The 15,475-nt window shown below is 49.3% G+C and carries 13 protein-coding genes, 9 tRNA genes, 2 rRNA genes and 1 riboswitch; of the genes, 21 read left to right on the top strand and 3 right to left on the bottom strand.

Going from position 1 to position 15,475, the window contains the following annotated elements; genetic code table 11:
- From LUCIF_RS13745 to LUCIF_RS13805, 13 genes are all read left to right on the top strand, one after another.
- Nucleotides 1-312 (top strand): 23S ribosomal RNA (locus tag LUCIF_RS13745); the annotation flags it as partial.
- Nucleotides 313-504: 192 nt separating this feature from the next.
- A 5S ribosomal RNA gene (gene rrf / locus LUCIF_RS13750) occupies nt 505-621 on the top strand.
- 3 nt (nt 622-624) lie between these two features.
- A tRNA-Asn gene (locus tag LUCIF_RS13755) sits at nt 625-700 on the top strand.
- A gap of 51 nt (nt 701-751) precedes the next feature.
- Nucleotides 752-827: transfer RNA gene (locus LUCIF_RS13760), tRNA-Gln, on the top strand.
- Between the two features lie 3 nt (nt 828-830).
- Nucleotides 831-906: transfer RNA gene (locus LUCIF_RS13765), tRNA-Lys, on the top strand.
- Nucleotides 907-910: 4 nt separating this feature from the next.
- Nucleotides 911-986: transfer RNA gene (locus LUCIF_RS13770), tRNA-Val, on the top strand.
- 35 nt (nt 987-1,021) lie between these two features.
- A tRNA-Asp gene (locus tag LUCIF_RS13775) sits at nt 1,022-1,097 on the top strand.
- A gap of 52 nt (nt 1,098-1,149) precedes the next feature.
- Nucleotides 1,150-1,225: transfer RNA gene (locus tag LUCIF_RS13780), tRNA-Phe, on the top strand.
- An 8-nt stretch (nt 1,226-1,233) separates the two neighbouring features.
- Nucleotides 1,234-1,319: transfer RNA gene (locus LUCIF_RS13785), tRNA-Tyr, on the top strand.
- A gap of 17 nt (nt 1,320-1,336) precedes the next feature.
- Nucleotides 1,337-1,412: transfer RNA gene (locus LUCIF_RS13790), tRNA-Met, on the top strand.
- Between the two features lie 31 nt (nt 1,413-1,443).
- Nucleotides 1,444-1,529: transfer RNA gene (locus LUCIF_RS13795), tRNA-Leu, on the top strand.
- 154 nt (nt 1,530-1,683) lie between these two features.
- The gene (locus tag LUCIF_RS13800) at nt 1,684-2,595 is read left to right on the top strand and encodes an acyl-CoA dehydratase activase-related protein (RefSeq protein WP_122628468.1); all 912 of its coding nucleotides are present in this window, start codon (nt 1,684-1,686) and stop codon (nt 2,593-2,595) included.
- Nucleotides 2,592-3,671: a hypothetical protein gene (locus LUCIF_RS13805; RefSeq protein WP_122628469.1), complete on the top strand. Its 1,080-nt coding sequence runs from the start codon at nt 2,592-2,594 to the stop codon at nt 3,669-3,671. The genes LUCIF_RS13800 and LUCIF_RS13805 overlap by 4 nt, the downstream gene beginning before the upstream one ends.
- A gap of 37 nt (nt 3,672-3,708) precedes the next feature.
- On the opposite strand, the gene LUCIF_RS13810 is transcribed toward LUCIF_RS13805, so the two are convergent.
- Entirely contained in the window at nt 3,709-4,665 is a 957-nt protein-coding gene (locus tag LUCIF_RS13810) for an acyl-CoA dehydratase activase (protein WP_122628470.1), read from the bottom strand.
- A gap of 189 nt (nt 4,666-4,854) precedes the next feature.
- Here LUCIF_RS13810 and LUCIF_RS13815 point away from each other — a divergent pair, with 189 nt between their 5' ends.
- The 8 genes from LUCIF_RS13815 to LUCIF_RS13850 all read left to right on the top strand — a co-directional run bounded on the left by LUCIF_RS13815 (nt 4,855) and on the right by LUCIF_RS13850 (nt 12,971).
- A complete protein-coding gene (locus LUCIF_RS13815) occupies nt 4,855-5,187 on the top strand; it encodes a YezD family protein (RefSeq protein WP_207857677.1) in 333 nt (110 codons plus the stop codon).
- A 63-nt stretch (nt 5,188-5,250) separates the two neighbouring features.
- Nucleotides 5,251-5,352: riboswitch (SAM riboswitch) on the top strand.
- 110 nt (nt 5,353-5,462) lie between these two features.
- Nucleotides 5,463-6,707: a homoserine O-acetyltransferase MetX gene (gene metX, locus LUCIF_RS13820; RefSeq protein ID WP_207857679.1), complete on the top strand. Its 1,245-nt coding sequence runs from the start codon at nt 5,463-5,465 to the stop codon at nt 6,705-6,707.
- Nucleotides 6,708-6,739: 32 nt separating this feature from the next.
- The gene (locus LUCIF_RS13825; RefSeq protein WP_122628472.1) at nt 6,740-8,026 is read left to right on the top strand and encodes a homocysteine synthase; all 1,287 of its coding nucleotides are present in this window, start codon (nt 6,740-6,742) and stop codon (nt 8,024-8,026) included.
- Between the two features lie 173 nt (nt 8,027-8,199).
- Nucleotides 8,200-8,448, top strand: coding sequence for a TIGR03905 family TSCPD domain-containing protein (locus LUCIF_RS13830; protein ID WP_122628473.1), 249 nt, complete (start codon nt 8,200-8,202; stop codon nt 8,446-8,448).
- A gap of 157 nt (nt 8,449-8,605) precedes the next feature.
- Nucleotides 8,606-9,337, top strand: coding sequence for an alpha/beta hydrolase (locus LUCIF_RS13835; protein ID WP_122628524.1), 732 nt, complete (start codon nt 8,606-8,608; stop codon nt 9,335-9,337).
- 14 nt (nt 9,338-9,351) lie between these two features.
- A complete protein-coding gene (locus tag LUCIF_RS13840) occupies nt 9,352-9,747 on the top strand; it encodes a PaaI family thioesterase (RefSeq protein WP_122628474.1) in 396 nt (131 codons plus the stop codon).
- Nucleotides 9,748-9,750: 3 nt separating this feature from the next.
- On the top strand, nt 9,751-12,015 hold the full coding sequence (gene rnr / locus LUCIF_RS13845; RefSeq protein WP_122628475.1) for a ribonuclease R: 2,265 nt from the start codon (nt 9,751-9,753) through the stop codon (nt 12,013-12,015).
- 200 nt (nt 12,016-12,215) lie between these two features.
- Nucleotides 12,216-12,971 carry a DeoR/GlpR family DNA-binding transcription regulator gene (locus tag LUCIF_RS13850; protein ID WP_122628476.1) on the top strand — a complete coding sequence of 252 codons (756 nt, stop codon included), beginning with the start codon at nt 12,216-12,218 and terminating at the stop codon, nt 12,969-12,971.
- Between the two features lie 93 nt (nt 12,972-13,064).
- Here LUCIF_RS13850 and LUCIF_RS13855 read toward each other — a convergent pair whose 3' ends face one another.
- Entirely contained in the window at nt 13,065-14,072 is a 1,008-nt protein-coding gene (locus LUCIF_RS13855; RefSeq protein ID WP_122628525.1) for an isocitrate/isopropylmalate dehydrogenase family protein, read from the bottom strand.
- 18 nt (nt 14,073-14,090) lie between these two features.
- Nucleotides 14,091-15,233 carry a homocitrate synthase gene (nifV, locus tag LUCIF_RS13860; RefSeq protein ID WP_207857681.1) on the bottom strand — a complete coding sequence of 381 codons (1,143 nt, stop codon included), beginning with the start codon at nt 15,231-15,233 and terminating at the stop codon, nt 14,091-14,093.
- Nucleotides 15,234-15,475 lie beyond the last annotated feature (242 nt).

The following is a 15,475-nucleotide window of genomic DNA, read 5'->3' on the forward strand; positions in this document are numbered from 1 at the left end:
GAACGTCGTGAGACAGTTCGGTCCCTATCCATCGCGGGCGTAAGAGACTTGAAGGGAACTGCTCCTAGTACGAGAGGACCGGAGTGGACGGACCAATGGTGTACCAGTTATCCCGCCAGGGGTACAGCTGGGTAGCTACGTCCGGAACGGATAAACGCTGAAAGCATCTAAGCGTGAAACCAGCCTTAAGATGAGGTCTCTCATAGTGTAGACTAGTAAGACCCCTTAGAGATGATAAGGTAGATAGGCCAGGTGTGGAAGTCCTGTAAGGGATGAAGCTGACTGGTACTAATCGGTCGAGGGCTTGACTTCATGATTTGCTTATCTTTCTTCTGGGTAGTTTTGAGGGAACAAATTCTCTCTTGTATATACGAAGACTGTTCAGAATGTCACAGCTGCTAGGCGGAGTGAGGACGTGACCGGAATCGTACTGGTAAGTACGTTGGAGGGAACGCCCGGAACGACAACAACGCAGATGGGGCGTTATCAACAGTCGGATATAAATCCGGTGGCGATCGCTGTGGGGATCCACCTGTTCCCATACCGAACACAGTAGTTAAGCCCACAAACGCCGAAAGTACTTGGCTGGAAACGGCCTGGAAGGATAGGAAGTTGCCGGTTTATTCCTCGATAGCTCAGTTGGTAGAGCAATCGGCTGTTAACCGATCGGTCGTAGGTTCGAGTCCTACTCGAGGAGCCATTTTTTATGCCAAGCGGTTTCGTTTGGCATTTTAATTCCTTTAAGGTTAGTTGGGGCGTAGCCAAGCCGGTAAGGCACGGGACTTTGACTCCCGCACGCGTTGGTTCGAGTCCAGCCGCCCCAGCCATTTGATCCACTAGCTCAGTCGGTAGAGCACCTGACTTTTAATCAGGGTGTCCCGCGTTCGAGTCGCGGGTGGATCACCAGACCGGGCGATTAGCTCAGCTGGGAGAGCGCCTGCCTTACAAGCAGGATGTCGGCAGTTCGATCCTGTCATCGCCCACCATTTTCTGTTTAAAGAATTACCGGAATAGTTAATTCGGCCCGGTGGTGTAGTGGTTAACATGCCGCCCTGTCACGGCGGAGATCGAGGGTTCAAGTCCCTTCCGGGTCGCCATTCAAATTGAAACCTACGACAGTCTATAAATGTTCAGATACATTATTAATTTGCCGCGGTAGCTCAGTCGGTAGAGCAGAGGACTGAAAATCCTCGTGTCGGCAGTTCGATTCTGCCCTGCGGCACCATAAAATATGGAGGGGTTCCCGAGTGGCTAAAGGGAGCAGACTGTAAATCTGCCGGCTTTCGCCTTCGCTGGTTCGAATCCAGCCCCCTCCACCAATTCCTTAATAAAACATCGCGGGGTGGAGCAGCTGGTAGCTCGTCGGGCTCATAACCCGAAGGTCACAGGTTCAAGTCCTGTCCCCGCAACCAAGCTTTTAATCTAAAATTGATATATATTTATGCGGTCGTGGCGGAACGGCAGACGCGCTAGCCTCAGGAGCTAGTGGGGGCAACCTCGTGGTGGTTCAAATCCACTCGACCGCACCAGTAATTTGAGACCTGTACAGATATTGTGCAGGTCTTTTTTGTTAGCCGGAAATCCTGATAATTCCACTTATAAATCGAAATGGAAGGTGCACAATAAGTTTACAAGTAAAGCGGTTGCAGTGGGCTGTTCATTACCATAAAAGGGTGGTCTGTTATGCAAGTTCATGTCGGTATACCCCAGGCAATGCTATATCATGAATTCGGCAGTCTATGGACTGCTTTTTTTAAGAATATGGGGTTGTCTGTTTCTGTTTCGGCAGAGACTAACAAGCAGATACTGGACCGGGGGACTTTATTGGCCATTGATGAATCGTGTCTGCCGTTGAAGGTTTATCTTGGTCATGTAGATTTCCTGCTTTCGCGCTGTAGTCATATTTTTGTACCCCGTATTGCCCAATACCATCAAAATTATTATTTTTGTGCCAAATTTGCCGGTTTGCCTGATATCGTCAGAAACACCTTTCACTTACCGGCGGAGCAGGTGATTTCCCCTAATATTGAAAATAAGTCGGCTTTTAGTCAACTGCAGGCTGTTCATACTACGTGCCGGGCCCTTGGGTTACCGCTTGCCCGTGGCTGTTTGGCTTACCGGCGGGCGCTCAAGTCATGGCGAGCCGATGCCCGTGAGGATAACCCGTCTTTGAACCGCCAGATCGCGGTGATCGGGCATAGCTATTTATTAAAGGATGCTTTTTTGAGTGGTGACATACTGAAGATGTTAGCCTCACGCGGCATTGACGTCGTAACGCCGGAACAAGTGCCGGACCGGGTATTATATAGGGAAGCAAAAGTATTCGAACCGGAAATTTACTGGCAGCTATCGTCCAAACTTGCCGGAGCGGCGCAGTTTTTTTGCCGCCAGACCAATATTGTAGGGGTTGTTGTCGTATCAAGCTTTGCCTGTGGACCGGATTCTCTTGTTAACGAATATTTAGAACATCATGTATTTAAGAAGAGCAACAAACCGTATATGATTGTTACGATCGATGAACATACCGGACAGGCCGGTCTCATTACCCGGATGGAGGCTTTTTTAGATTTGTTGGAATGGGGGGCGCCAGCTTGAAAATAAGTTACCCACATATGGGATATTTAACAATTCCAATTTTAAATATGCTGCAGAGTTTAAATATCGAAGTGGTTGAAGCGCCGCCAATTTCTAAGAAAACGATTGAGTTGGGGTCTCTTTATTCACCGGAGGGTGTGTGTCTGCCTTATAAAGTTACCATGGGGAATTTTTTGGAAAGCATTGACCAAGGGGCGGATACGTTAGTTACTATTTGTGGTGCGGGCAAATGCCGCATGGGGTTTTATAATACGGTTCAAAAAATCAGTTTGGCAACGAAGAAACAATTACAATTTTATACGCTGAATACAAACCATCTTTTTGGGTCTTTGTACCGCTTTTTATCTACGACGGCCAATCATGCCGGCTGTTTTGCGGTAATCAAAAATATCGCTGTTGCGGTACAGATACTAAAAGCGCTGGACACGATTAACGAGGCCAAAAGCTATTATGGCGCGCGGGCCGGCGATCCGGAGCAAGTAATCAATTTGTGCGAAAGCAGTTCCCGGCTGTTTGCCGGCTGCCGAAGTTTTGGCGAAATAAAACGGATTCGCGACACGGTCATTGACTTAATTAAAACGGTTAGCCAGCCGGCGACAGTTCAGCCCGCCAAGGTTGCTCTTCTCGGTGAATTTTATGTCTTAATGGAGCCCTATGTGAATCATAGGATTGAAAATATGCTGATTAAACAAGGGATTGAGGTCAAAAAATTTGTCTATACCGGTGAATGGACCTATTCCAAGACACTGCTGGAAACGTTGGGATTATATAAGGAAGAAAGGGATTCTTGCCGACAGGCGCGGCCCTATCTGAATTACCATGTTGGCGGCGACGGTTTAAAATCGGTGGGCAGCGCATTACGCTGCGCCCGTGAAGGGTATGACGGGATTATTCATATTTATCCCTTTAGTTGCATGCCCGAGGTTGTCGCTCAATATGCCCTGAAAAATATTGCCGGCGACTACAATTTGCCTTTACTATCGCTAAGTATTGATGAACATGCCAGTGACGTCGGTCTTGTCACGCGGGTAGAAGCATTTGTCGATTGTATTCAACGTAAAAGAGACTTGCATTAGGAACAAGGCATCTGTCCAAAGGACAGATGCCTTGTTCCTAATGATGGTGGTTACTCCATTTGCCGCAGCGGTCACCCCAGCGGGCCGCTACCTCATTGTTTAACTGAATTTCAATGACTTCGCATAAATTGGCGCAGCCAGTACATTCAAAACTACGCGGTATATAACTGTAATGGATTAGGTCAAAACCGCGGAAGGCAGTCGACGGTTTTCCCCTGACCTGTTCCTGCGCCAGCAGGGCGGCACCAATCGCTCCCATAACCGAATGATGGGGTGGAACGACGACGGGACAGCTCAAAGCCTCTTCAAAAGCCCGTTTCATCCCCAGATTGGCCGCGACTCCGCCCTGAAAAAGGACCGGACCTTTTATGTCCTTGCCTTTACCGACGTTGTTCAAATAATTACGCACCAAGGCCTGGCAAAGGCCATGAATTATGTCGGCAATCTGGTGTCCGGTCTGCTGTTTATGAATCATATCCGATTCAGCGAACACAGCGCAACGGCCGGCAACCCGCACGGGGGTGGTGGACTGTAAGGCATGACCGCCAAATTCCTCAATGGGTATGCTAAGACGCGACGCCTGCTGATCCAGAAAAGATCCTGTACCGGCGGCGCATACCGTATTCATGGCAAAATCGGTAACCACCCTGTTGCGGATAATGATGATTTTGGAATCCTGTCCCCCAATTTCAATGATTGTTTGCACATCCGGGACGATGTGCATAGCGGCGACGGCATGGGCGGTAATTTCATTTTTAACGGAATCGGCGCCCACGACAACGGCGGCTAAATGACGGCCGCTGCCGGTTGTTCCGACGCCGCGAACATTCAGATCAGGGTTGCGCTCCTTAATTTGTTTAAGGCCGTTTTGCACGGTGTTAATCGGCCGGCCTTGGGTTCGTATGTATAATGTGTCAATTACTTCGCTTTGATTATTTAAGACGGCCACATTGGTACTTACTGAACCAACATCAATGCCCAGGAATGCTTCCATGAAAAAATCCTCCTCTTTGAATTGCAGTAAACTTTATTATCATGTCCTTTCGGGCCAAAAAGATGCAGCTTCTTTTCTTCCCTCCGCGCCCTGAGCCCTGCCAAGTCCGGGTTGACAGTAAGTGGATATCCGTGTTACTATATCTTTCAATTTAGATTTACTTGCTTACTATTATTGGGGGGAAAGATCTTGCAATCCATAGCGGCAGTGGAACCGGAGGTACTGTCAAGAATTGAACAGGCGGCAAATCAGATTTCTTACGGAACCATTACGGTTATTGTTCAGGATTCCCGGGTTATTCAAGTGGAATTCAATGAAAAAATAAGGGTCGCCGATATAAAAAAAATAAAAAAATTAACCGGGCAGCAGCGCGGAATACGGGAAAAGGCCATGGAACTGGTGCAGGATTTGCAGTATGGCCAGATTGTTATTATTATTCAGGAATACAGAATTGTACGCGTTGAACGGACCGAAAAGTTTAAAATTGGTGACCTGGAAGGGCTTTACGGTGATGGCATATGATTGGTTATTATTGACACCCCCTTCTGATTATGATATGATTACATCTAACAAATTAATATTGAACTCTTATCCAGAGTGGTCGAGGGACTGGCCCGATGACGCCCGGCAACCGGCAGCAATGCAGTGGTGCTAATTCCAGCAGGATTTATTCCTGGGAGATGAGAGGACGGGTATAGTATTTTAGCCCCCTCTCTTTGAGAGGGGGTTTTGTTATTCAATATAGGCAATTTTTTGCGCTCTGAGCCGGGAAACTTTTTTGGGAGGTGTGGTACATATTGAATGGTAAAGAAAACAGTGCGGGACCGGTTATTACTTTTTTTCCGGGTTTCAAGTGGCGGCCCGCGTTAAAAATAATGCAAGTGGCGTCTCCTGACGAGCCGTTGCATCTTGTGTCCGGGGATACCCTTACGGAAGCCATGGTCGCCTACGAAACCTATGGGCGGCTTGCCGCCGACTGCAGCAATGTTATCGTAGTTGAGCACGCACTTACGGGCGACAGTCATCCGGCCTCGCATCAGGACAACGGCGAACCGGGCTGGTGGGAGCCGCTTCTGGGCCCGGGACGTCTTTTGGATACGAACCGGTATTTTATTGTGTGCGCCAACGTGCTTGGCGGCTGTCAGGGTTCTACCGGTCCTGCTTCCCTTAATCCGGCTACCGGCAAAGCTTACGGGATGACGTTTCCCCAAGTGACAATCCGGGATATGGTTGCAGTGCAGAAGCGTCTCTTGACGAAGCTGGGCATTTCACATGTGATGATGATTGCCGGTGGTTCCATGGGCGGTATGCAGGCCTTACAGTGGGGCGTTGATGATCCTGATTTTATGGATAGCATTGTGGCTATTGCGGCACCGGGCTATTCGTCTGCGCAGTCAATTGCCTATAATAAAGCCGGGCGGGAAGCCATTATGCTTGACCCGGAATGGCGGGAGGGAAACTATTACGGTTCCCATGGACCGGCAAAGGGACTGACCATAGCCCGGACTATAGGCATGGTCACGTACCAAAGCGAGGTTTCCATGGATCACAAATTTGGGCGGCGTACGCGTGACGGCTATTTTGAAATAGAAAATTACTTGAATCATCAAGGCGAAAGTTTAGCAAAACGGTTTGACGCCAATACATATCTGTACTTGTTGAAAGCACTCGATTTATATGATTTGGCGGCGGGATACCCGTCTTATGAAGAGGCGCTGCGACGGATTAAGGCAAACGTACTGGTTGTTGGTATTCGTTCCGATATCCTGTATCCCGCCTATCAGCAGCAGGAATTGGTGGCCGCGCTTACCTACGCGGGGGTCAGGGCCCGGTATGCGGAAATAGATACGCCCAATGGCCATGATGGTTTTTTGCTTGATTTTCATTTGTTGCGGCCCATTTTGCTGGAATTCATGGAAAAACTATGGTTGAAAAAGAAGGAATATTGGCCGTTATTCCGGCCTACTCAATTAGCGTATGCCGGCGCGCGACTCGTTAGCCAAAAAAGCCGGGAAGCAATAAAATACAGCCGGAGCGGTTGATTACTTTTCAAAATAAAAGGAGGATTATGATTATGTCATTACCGGAAAATTTACGTTTTGATTCTTTAGCTGTTCATGGCGGTCAGGAAGCGGATCCTGTCACAGGGTCCAGGGCGGTGCCCATCTATCAGACTACATCCTATGTTTTTCGCGACAGTGAGCATGCAGCGAACCTATTCGGCTTGAAAGAGCCGGGGAATATTTATACCCGGATTATGAATCCGACAACGGATGTACTGGAAAAACGTATCGCCGCTCTTGAGGGAGGTGTAGCCGCTTTGGCGTTTGCCTCCGGGCATGCTGCCATTAGCGCCGCCATTTGGAATATTGCTGCCGCCGGCGACGAAATTGTCAGTTCATCCACATTGTATGGCGGAACTTATAATATGTTTGCCTATACCCTGCCACGGATGGGAATCAGCGTAAAATTTGTTGATCCCGGCGACCCCGAGAATTTCCGCCGGGCTATCACCGCCAAAACGAAAGCCATTTATGCCGAGACGATCGGCAATCCTCAAATTAATGTTCTGGACATTGAAAGAGTGGCCGCCATTGCGCACGAAAATGGGATCCCGCTGATTGTAGACAGCACGTTTGCCACACCGTATCTTTGCCGCCCCATTGATTTCGGCGCCGATATTGTGGTGCATTCGGCAACGAAGTTTATTGGCGGCCATGGAACATCCATGGGCGGATTAGTAGTTGACGGCGGCAAATTTAACTGGAACAGCGGCAAGTTTCCCTCATTAAGCGAACCGGATCCCAGTTATCACGGTTTGCGTTATGCGCAAGACCTTGGCCCTTTAGCCTATATTATTCGTTTGCGTATTCAAGTCCTGCGGGATTTGGGCGCTACCTTAAGCCCGTTTAATGCTTTTCTCTTTCTGCAGGGCCTGGAGACTTTGCATTTGCGGATGAAACGGCACAGTGAGAATGCGTTGACCGTAGCCAGGTATCTGGCGGGACACGAGCGGGTGTCTTGGGTAAGCTATCCCGGAATAGCCGGCCATCCCGGCCAGACTTTGGCGGCAAAATATCTGCCCAAAGGAGCGGGTGCTATTCTCACCTTTGGCATTAAAGGAGGGTTGGAAGCAGGTAAGAAATTTATCAATTCCTTGCAGCTCTTTTCCCTGCTGGCCAATGTGGGCGATGCGAAATCATTAGTGATTCACCCGGCCAGCACTACCCATTCTCAGCTTACACCGGAACAAAGGAACAGTGCCGGTGCGCCGGACGATATGATTCGTCTGTCCCTGGGACTGGAAGACGCCCAGGACTTGATTGACGATCTTGAGCAGGCATTGCAGGCTACGAAGTAAGGTAGCGGGGGGCCGTCCCGTAAAGCAAACGGGATTCGGGTCGTCTTGCGCGAGGGTCATAGCCGATAACGGCATGACCCTTGTGTTTTTCATTGATTTTTTCGCGCGTGTCATTTATAATAATATATACTCCCCCCGGACGGGTGGGGTTTAAATAAAGGAGGTTGCAATCTATGGCTACGTACGCACCGCAGGGCGTATGTTCAAAAGAAATACGGTTTGAAGTGAATGACGGCAAAGTAAAGAACGTTAAATTTATTGGAGGCTGTCCGGGTAATTTGGCTGCCATTGCCACCTTAATTGAAGGCATGACCGTAGAAGAGGTTATAAAAAAATTAAAGGGCAACTTATGCCGTAATCAGACTTCTTGTGCCGACCAGTTGGCGATTGCACTGGAAAAATATCAAAATAACTGGAAATAGCCTAGCTTTTTCCCAATTACCAATTCCCAATTACCAATTACTGAAAAACCGCGCTAGCGGTTTTTCTTATTAATAACGGGCACAATAGGAGTATTATTTTATTAATATTCCTGAAACTGGTATAATGGAGGTAAAGAAATCTGCGGAGGGAATCAGTTTGGCTATTATACGTGGCGCAGAGCCTTTTATTTTACCGGGAGGCAGCCGTGGGGCATTATTAATTCACGGGTTTACCGGGGCGCCGTCTGAAATGCGCTTGCTGGGTGAATTTTTACATAATAAAGGGTTTACTGTCCTGGCGCCCCGCTTATGCGGGCATGGCACCAGTCCCGAGGAAATGGCCAGGACCCAATGGCCGCATTGGTATAGCGCTGTTGAAGACGGTTTTCATATTCTGACCGGCTTATGCAGTGAGATTGTGGTCGTCGGTCTTTCCATGGGCGGATTGTTGGGGCTGAAGCTGACTGCCGAATATCCGTCTATAACGAAAGTAGTTTCGCTGAGTACCCCCATTCGCATTGCGGATAAGCGACTGCCGCTTTTGCCCCTGTATCGCGTGTTTCGGGATTACGCGCCGAAAAAAAGGCGAAGATTAAAGGTTGACCCTTTTTATTCTGTTTGTTATGAGACAACGCCGCTGAAAAGTTTAAGCAGCCTGTTGGAGCTGATCCGGCATGTGGACAAACTATTGCCGTTGATTGACAGACCGGCGCTTATTATGCAGTCCCGGGTGGAGCATACGGTGCGGCCGGAAAGTGCCCAGCATATCTATCAGCGTCTTGGGAGCAAGGAGAAAAAACTGATTTGGCTGGAGAAATCCGGCCATATTGTCACGCTGGATGTGGAGAAAGAACAAGTATTTGAAACAATTGCCGAATTTTTGGGATAAGAGGAGGGATTACTATGAGTGAAGAGAGGAATGAATGGTGTTTTGCCTGTGGGCGGCATAATCCGATTGGGCTAAAATTGAATTTCCGGGAAATGGAAGACCGGTATGTGTCGACTTTTACGGCCGGACCGGAACATCAGGGATATGACGGGATTGTCCATGGCGGTATTGTCAGCACCCTGCTGGATGAAATTACGGCCCGCTATATTTATGCCAAGGGATACAATGCCGTAACGGCCCGTCTGGAAGTGCGTTTTCGTCAGCCAACGCCGGTTGGACAAGAATTAACGGTTGCCGGCCGGGTTGTGGGACAAAGGGGAAAATTGTATGAAATGCAAGCTGACATCCGCTTACCGGATGGAACCGTGACGGCGGAAGGAAAGGCTACCGTTATGATACTGGAGGATTGAGCAATGAATTTAAAGCAAAAAATCCTGGCATTTATGCGCGAAGAGGCATACAAGCCGCTTGCCTTTGAAGATCTGGCGGAGGAGATGCAGCTTGGCGTCAAAGAACTGAGCGCTTTGTGGCAGGCGTTGAAAGAATTGGAAGCCAATGCCGATGTGATTAAAACCCGGTTTGACAAATATGGCCTGCCGGAACGAATGAATCTGGTCGTAGGCCGCCTGGCCATTCATAACAAAGGATATGGCTTTGTCATCCCGGAGAATCCTTCTGAAGAAGGGGATGTATTCGTTGCAGCGGACGTTATGATGAACGCAATGAATAACGACCGGGTGGTTGCCCGGATTCACCGCCGTCAGCAGGGGGCGGGAAAACGGCGTGAGGGAGAAGTTATCCGCATTGTGGAAAGGGCCAACGCCCGCATTGTCGGTACGTTTGACCACGGACGCAATTTTGGTTTTGTCATTCCGGACGACAGCCGCATTGGACAGGATATTTTTATTCCCCGGGAAGAATTTTCCGGCGCCAAAAGTGGTTCCAAAGTAGTGGCCGAAATTACCAAGTGGCCGGAAAAGCGGAAAAGTGCGGAAGGGAAAATCGTGGAGATTCTTGGCATGCCGGGTGAGCCGGGAATCGAGATTTTATCAATTATCAAAAAACACAATTTACCGGTGGAGTTTCCGCCGGAAGTGGAGCAGGAAGCGGTCCGTATTCCCCAGAGCATTGAGCCGGAGGAAATAGCGGGACGACGGGATCTCCGCCAACTTTCTATTGTAACTGTTGATAGCGAAGACGCCAGAGATCTGGATGATGCCGTCCATGTGCAAAGGCTGAAAAACGGGCGCTACCTTCTCGGGGTTCATATTGCCGACGTCAGCTATTATGTGCGGGAAAATACTGCCCTGGACGAAGAGGCCCGCAGCCGGGGGACAAGCGTTTACCTTGTGGACCGGGTGCTGCCGATGCTGCCGCCGCGCCTGTCCAACGGGATTTGCAGTCTGAATGCGGGCGAGGATCGTTTGACAATTTCCGCTCATATGGAAATTGATCACCGGGGGCAAGTCCTTCGTTATGAAGTGTTTCCCAGTGTGATTCACGTTAGCAAACGGCTGTCCTATAACATCGTCCGGCGGATTTTAGCTGAGCATGACGAAAATCTCCGGGCCGAATATCAGGAACTGGTGGGTTCACTGGAGGATATGGAGCGGTTGTGCCATATCCTGCGCAGCCGCCGGATGCGGCGGGGTGCCATTGACTTTGAATTTCCCGAGGTAAAGGTCAAACTGGATGAGCAGGGGCATCCGCTGGAAATTGTAAAACGGGTGCGCAGCATTGCGGAGTCCATTATTGAAGAATTTATGCTGGTGGCCAATGAAACGGTGGCCGAACATATGTATAACCGGGGAATGCCGTTCGTTTTCCGGGTCCATGAAGAACCGGAACCGGAGAAGATGGTAAAATTGAACAACTTGCTGCATAATTTCGGCCAGCATCTGGCCGCTATGGACGAAGTGCAGCCAATGGCCCTGCAAAAAGTTCTTAACCGGATTGCGGGCAGGCCGGAAGAACGCATTATCAGCACAGTTATGCTGCGTTCCTTAAAGCAAGCCCGTTATGAAGCGGAGAATCTGGGGCATTTCGGATTGGCAGCCACTTACTATACTCATTTCACTTCCCCTATCCGGCGTTATCCCGATTTAATCGTACACCGCCTGATTCGTGAATCCTTCACCGAAGGGGACGTTTCCGCCAAACGGCGCCAGCGGCTGGCCGCCTTGCTGCCGGAGATCGCGCTGCACTCCTCCCAGCGGGAACGGGCGGCGGCAGAAGCCGAACGGGAAACGGTAGATTTTAAGAAAGCCGAATATATGGGCCGGTTTATTGGGGACGAATTTGAGGGGATTATTAGCGGTGTGACGGCCTTCGGCTTTTTTGTTGAATTGGATAATGGCGTAGAAGGACTGGTGCATGTTTCCGCCTTGGATGATGATTATTATCAATATGTGGAGGAACAATACGCCCTGATTGGGGAGCGGACCCGAAAAGTGTTTCGCCTGGGTGAGGCAGTTAAGGTAATCTTGACGAAGGTCAATTTAGAGGAACGCAATATTGACTTTACCCTCCCTGAGGGATTCAGACCAGCCAGTACCAGTGTTAAAAAAACAAAACCGGCTGTGATGAAGGAGACCGCCAAAGCCGGCAAACGCAAGCCAACAGAGGCAAGACGCAAACGGGGCAGCAAAACCAAACCGGTAAAAACCCGCAATAAATAAACTATGCTACACCGGCGTTAGCCGGTGTGTTTTTTTGTTTCTCGTCCAAAATGATTTTCAGATGGTTTCTCCGCGCTCTGAGCCCTGCGCCAAGAGCCGAAAGACCGCGTCAGCGGTTTTTATTAATTGACAATTGCCTTATTATCTCCTATAATGAGCACAAACAAGCAAAAATGCGAGCAGATTATGGAGGAAATTCGGTGTTTGCAGAAGAAAGAAAAAACCAAATTCAACAGATGGTAAAGTCCGGTACACCTGTAAAAGTAAATGAACTAAGTTTGCTTTTTCAAGTCTCCGAGTCAACCATCCGCCGGGATCTGCAGGAACTGGAAGATACGGGGCTGCTGCAAAGAACACACGGCGGCGCAATTTCGCTCAAACCCTCTTTTGAACTCAGTTTTCAGGAAAAGGAAGTGCGCCAACTGGAAGAGAAGCGAAAGATCGCTCAGGCTGCCGCCCGGTTGGTGGAAGAGGGAGAAAGCATTTTACTTGACGCCGGTACAACGACGCTTGAGATTGCCCGCCTGCTGCAAGGCAAGGATATTACTGTCGCCACCAACAGTATGGATGTGGCGCAAATTTTTTTGGATGATAACCGGGTGGAGGTATTATTACTGGGCGGGACATGGCGCAAAACAACCCGGTCGTTAGTAGGCTATGTAACCAATGAAACACTGCAAAGAGTCCATTTTCATAAAGTTTTTTTGGCGGCTAACGCCGTGGACTTGTCTTTCGGGGTTACAACTCCCAATTTAAATGAGGCGGAAACCAAACGCCATATGATTAAGGCAGCCGACCAGGTAATCCTGGTCGTTGATCATACCAAGTTCGGGCAGAAGGATTTATCCCGGATTTGCCGTCTGGATGAAGTGGACCTTATATTGACGGATGATGGTCTGGATGAAAACCGGTTTCGCCAATGGAGCAACCAGGTTAAAATAATGGTTGCTAAATAATTTAAGGTTTGATAATTGAAAAAAGAAGGAGGGGTTATTTTTTTAACCTCTCCTTCTGTCTCTTAACGTCTGATTATAACAAGGCGCTCCTTGTCAGCGGTCTTTCAGTTTTGTAATAATCGCTTCTGTCATAGCGGTTGTTGTCGCATTGCCGCCCAGGTCGGGAGTAAGAGCCGTTTTTTCCGTCAATACGGCGGTGACCGCATTCCGGATCGTCTGAGCGGTGGCCATTTCGCCGATATATTCCAGCAGCATCAGCGCCGATAGAAGCATAGCCACTGGATTGGCCATATTTTTGCCGGCAATATCCGGGGCGGTTCCATGGACGGCTTCAAAAATGGCGCAGTCAGTGCCGATATTGGCGCCGGGAACGACACCCAGACCGCCGACGAGGCCGGCGCACAAATCGGAGATAATGTCGCCATATAAATTGGGAGCCAGCAAAATATCAAATTGTTCGGGCCGCTGGACCAGCTGCATGCATAAATTGTCCACGATCACTTCGTTATAAGCGACGGCGGGATACTGGGCGGCCACTTCCCTGGCACATTGCAGAAATAAACCATCCGAAAGTTTCATAATATTGGCTTTATGAACGGCGGTTACTTTCTTATGGCCATGCTTCTGCGCGTATTGAAAGGCGGCCGCCGCAATACGGAGCGATGCCTCCCGAGTAATCAGCTTGATCGATTCGGCGGCGTATTTGCCTGCTTTATGTTCAATACCGGCATAGAGATCTTCCGTATTCTCCCGGAAAATAACCAGATCAACATTGGTAAACCGGCCGGCCAGTCCGGGCAGGTTTTGTACGGGACGCAAATTACAGTATAAATCAAAGGTTTGGCGCAGCGTCACATTGATACTGCGGTAGCCCTCGCCAATTTGCGTAGTTAACGGGCCTTTGAGAGCTAATTTGTTTGTTTTGATGCTGGCCAGAGTTTCTTCCGGCAAGGGAGTTCCTGTTGCCGCCAGTCCCGCCTGTCCGGCCAGGCAAACCTCCCATTCTATAGGAGCACCGGCGGCAGTTAAGATTTCCCGGACTGACTGGCTGATCTCCGGACCGATGCCATCGCCGGGGATTAACGTTACTTTAGTGGGCATACCCATACGATTCCTCCTCTAATGCATAACATTTGTATTTTGACTTTCATTATATAAAAACAAAAGTTCCTGGTCAAACAGAGACCGCTTCAACTCCACGGACAGTGTCCGGACCCGGGCAAGCAGACGGGATGCGGCCGCTTCCTCCAAATGGATGTTTAGTGCGGAAAACTTATTGATGAGCGCTGCCGTGCCGGAATGTTTGCCGATAATGATCTGTCTTTCCAGACCGACTTCCCCGGGAGGGAAGGTTTCATACGTTAAGGGGTTTTTTAGCGCTCCGTCGGCATGAATGCCTGATTCATGAGCGAACATATTGCTGCCGACGATGCTTTTCCAGGCGGGAACAGCTCCCCGGCCGGAAGCATGGGATACATATTCGCAGATTGCCTTTAGCCTGGTTGTATCATAACTTATGGACCGTCCGTGGACATGTTTTAAGGCCATAATCAACTCTTCCAGTGCCGCATTGCCGGCCCGCTCCCCCAAGCCGTTTACCGTACCGCTTACATAGGTAGCGCCGGCTGTAAGCCCGGCCAGGGCATTAGCGGTCGCCATGCCGAAATCATTATGGGTATGCATTTCGATGTCCAGATTAACAGCCTGTACGAGGCGGCGGATCCGCTCAAAAATAACGAGAGGATCCAGGGTACCTACCGTATCGCAGTAGCGAAGCCGGTCGGCGCCGGCCGCCTTGGCTGTTTTGGCATACTCAATTAGAAAGGATTCATCACTGCGGGAGGCGTCTTCCGCTCCTACCGAAACATAAAGGCCCTGTAATTTGGCAAATTCAACGGCCTTTACCATTTTTTCCAAAACCCGTTCCCGCGTAGATTGCAGCTTGTACTGAATGTGAATGTCGGAAGTGGGGAGGGAAATAGCCACCGCGTCGACACCGCAATCCAGTGATGCCTGCAAGTCACTGATTGCAGCCCGGTTCCAGGCCATGATACTTGCTTTTAGGCCGAGTTTTACAATGGCTTTTACGGCTTTCCTCTCATCACCGCCCATGACCGGAATGCCGGCTTCAATCTGATCTACTCCGATCTCATCCAGCAATGTAGCTATGTATATTTTTTCGTGATTGGCAAAGACAACCCCTGCCGTTTGCTCACCATCACGCAGCGTTGTGTCAACGATAAATATGCTTTTTTTTGCCATTTCCATCCCTCCTCTCACAGCTCTGTAAATAGATTGATTTGCCCGAAAAAGGCAAAAAGACGCCAATTCATGAAATTGACGTCTTTGTCAGTCCAGCAAGAACTCTTTATTGTGCATAATAATACGCAAGAATCCGGAAAATGTCAATAGAAGAATAAAAAGAAAAAGGCCACGGGACGGCCAAGGCGCATCAATTGACGGTACCGGGAAATTAGTATAAGATTAAGGATATATAGATAGGT

The sequence above is a fragment of the Allolucifera butyrica genome (assembly GCF_900476375.1).
GTDB classification, from domain to species: Bacteria; Bacillota; Negativicutes; order Sporomusales; family UPPP01; genus Lucifera; species Lucifera butyrica.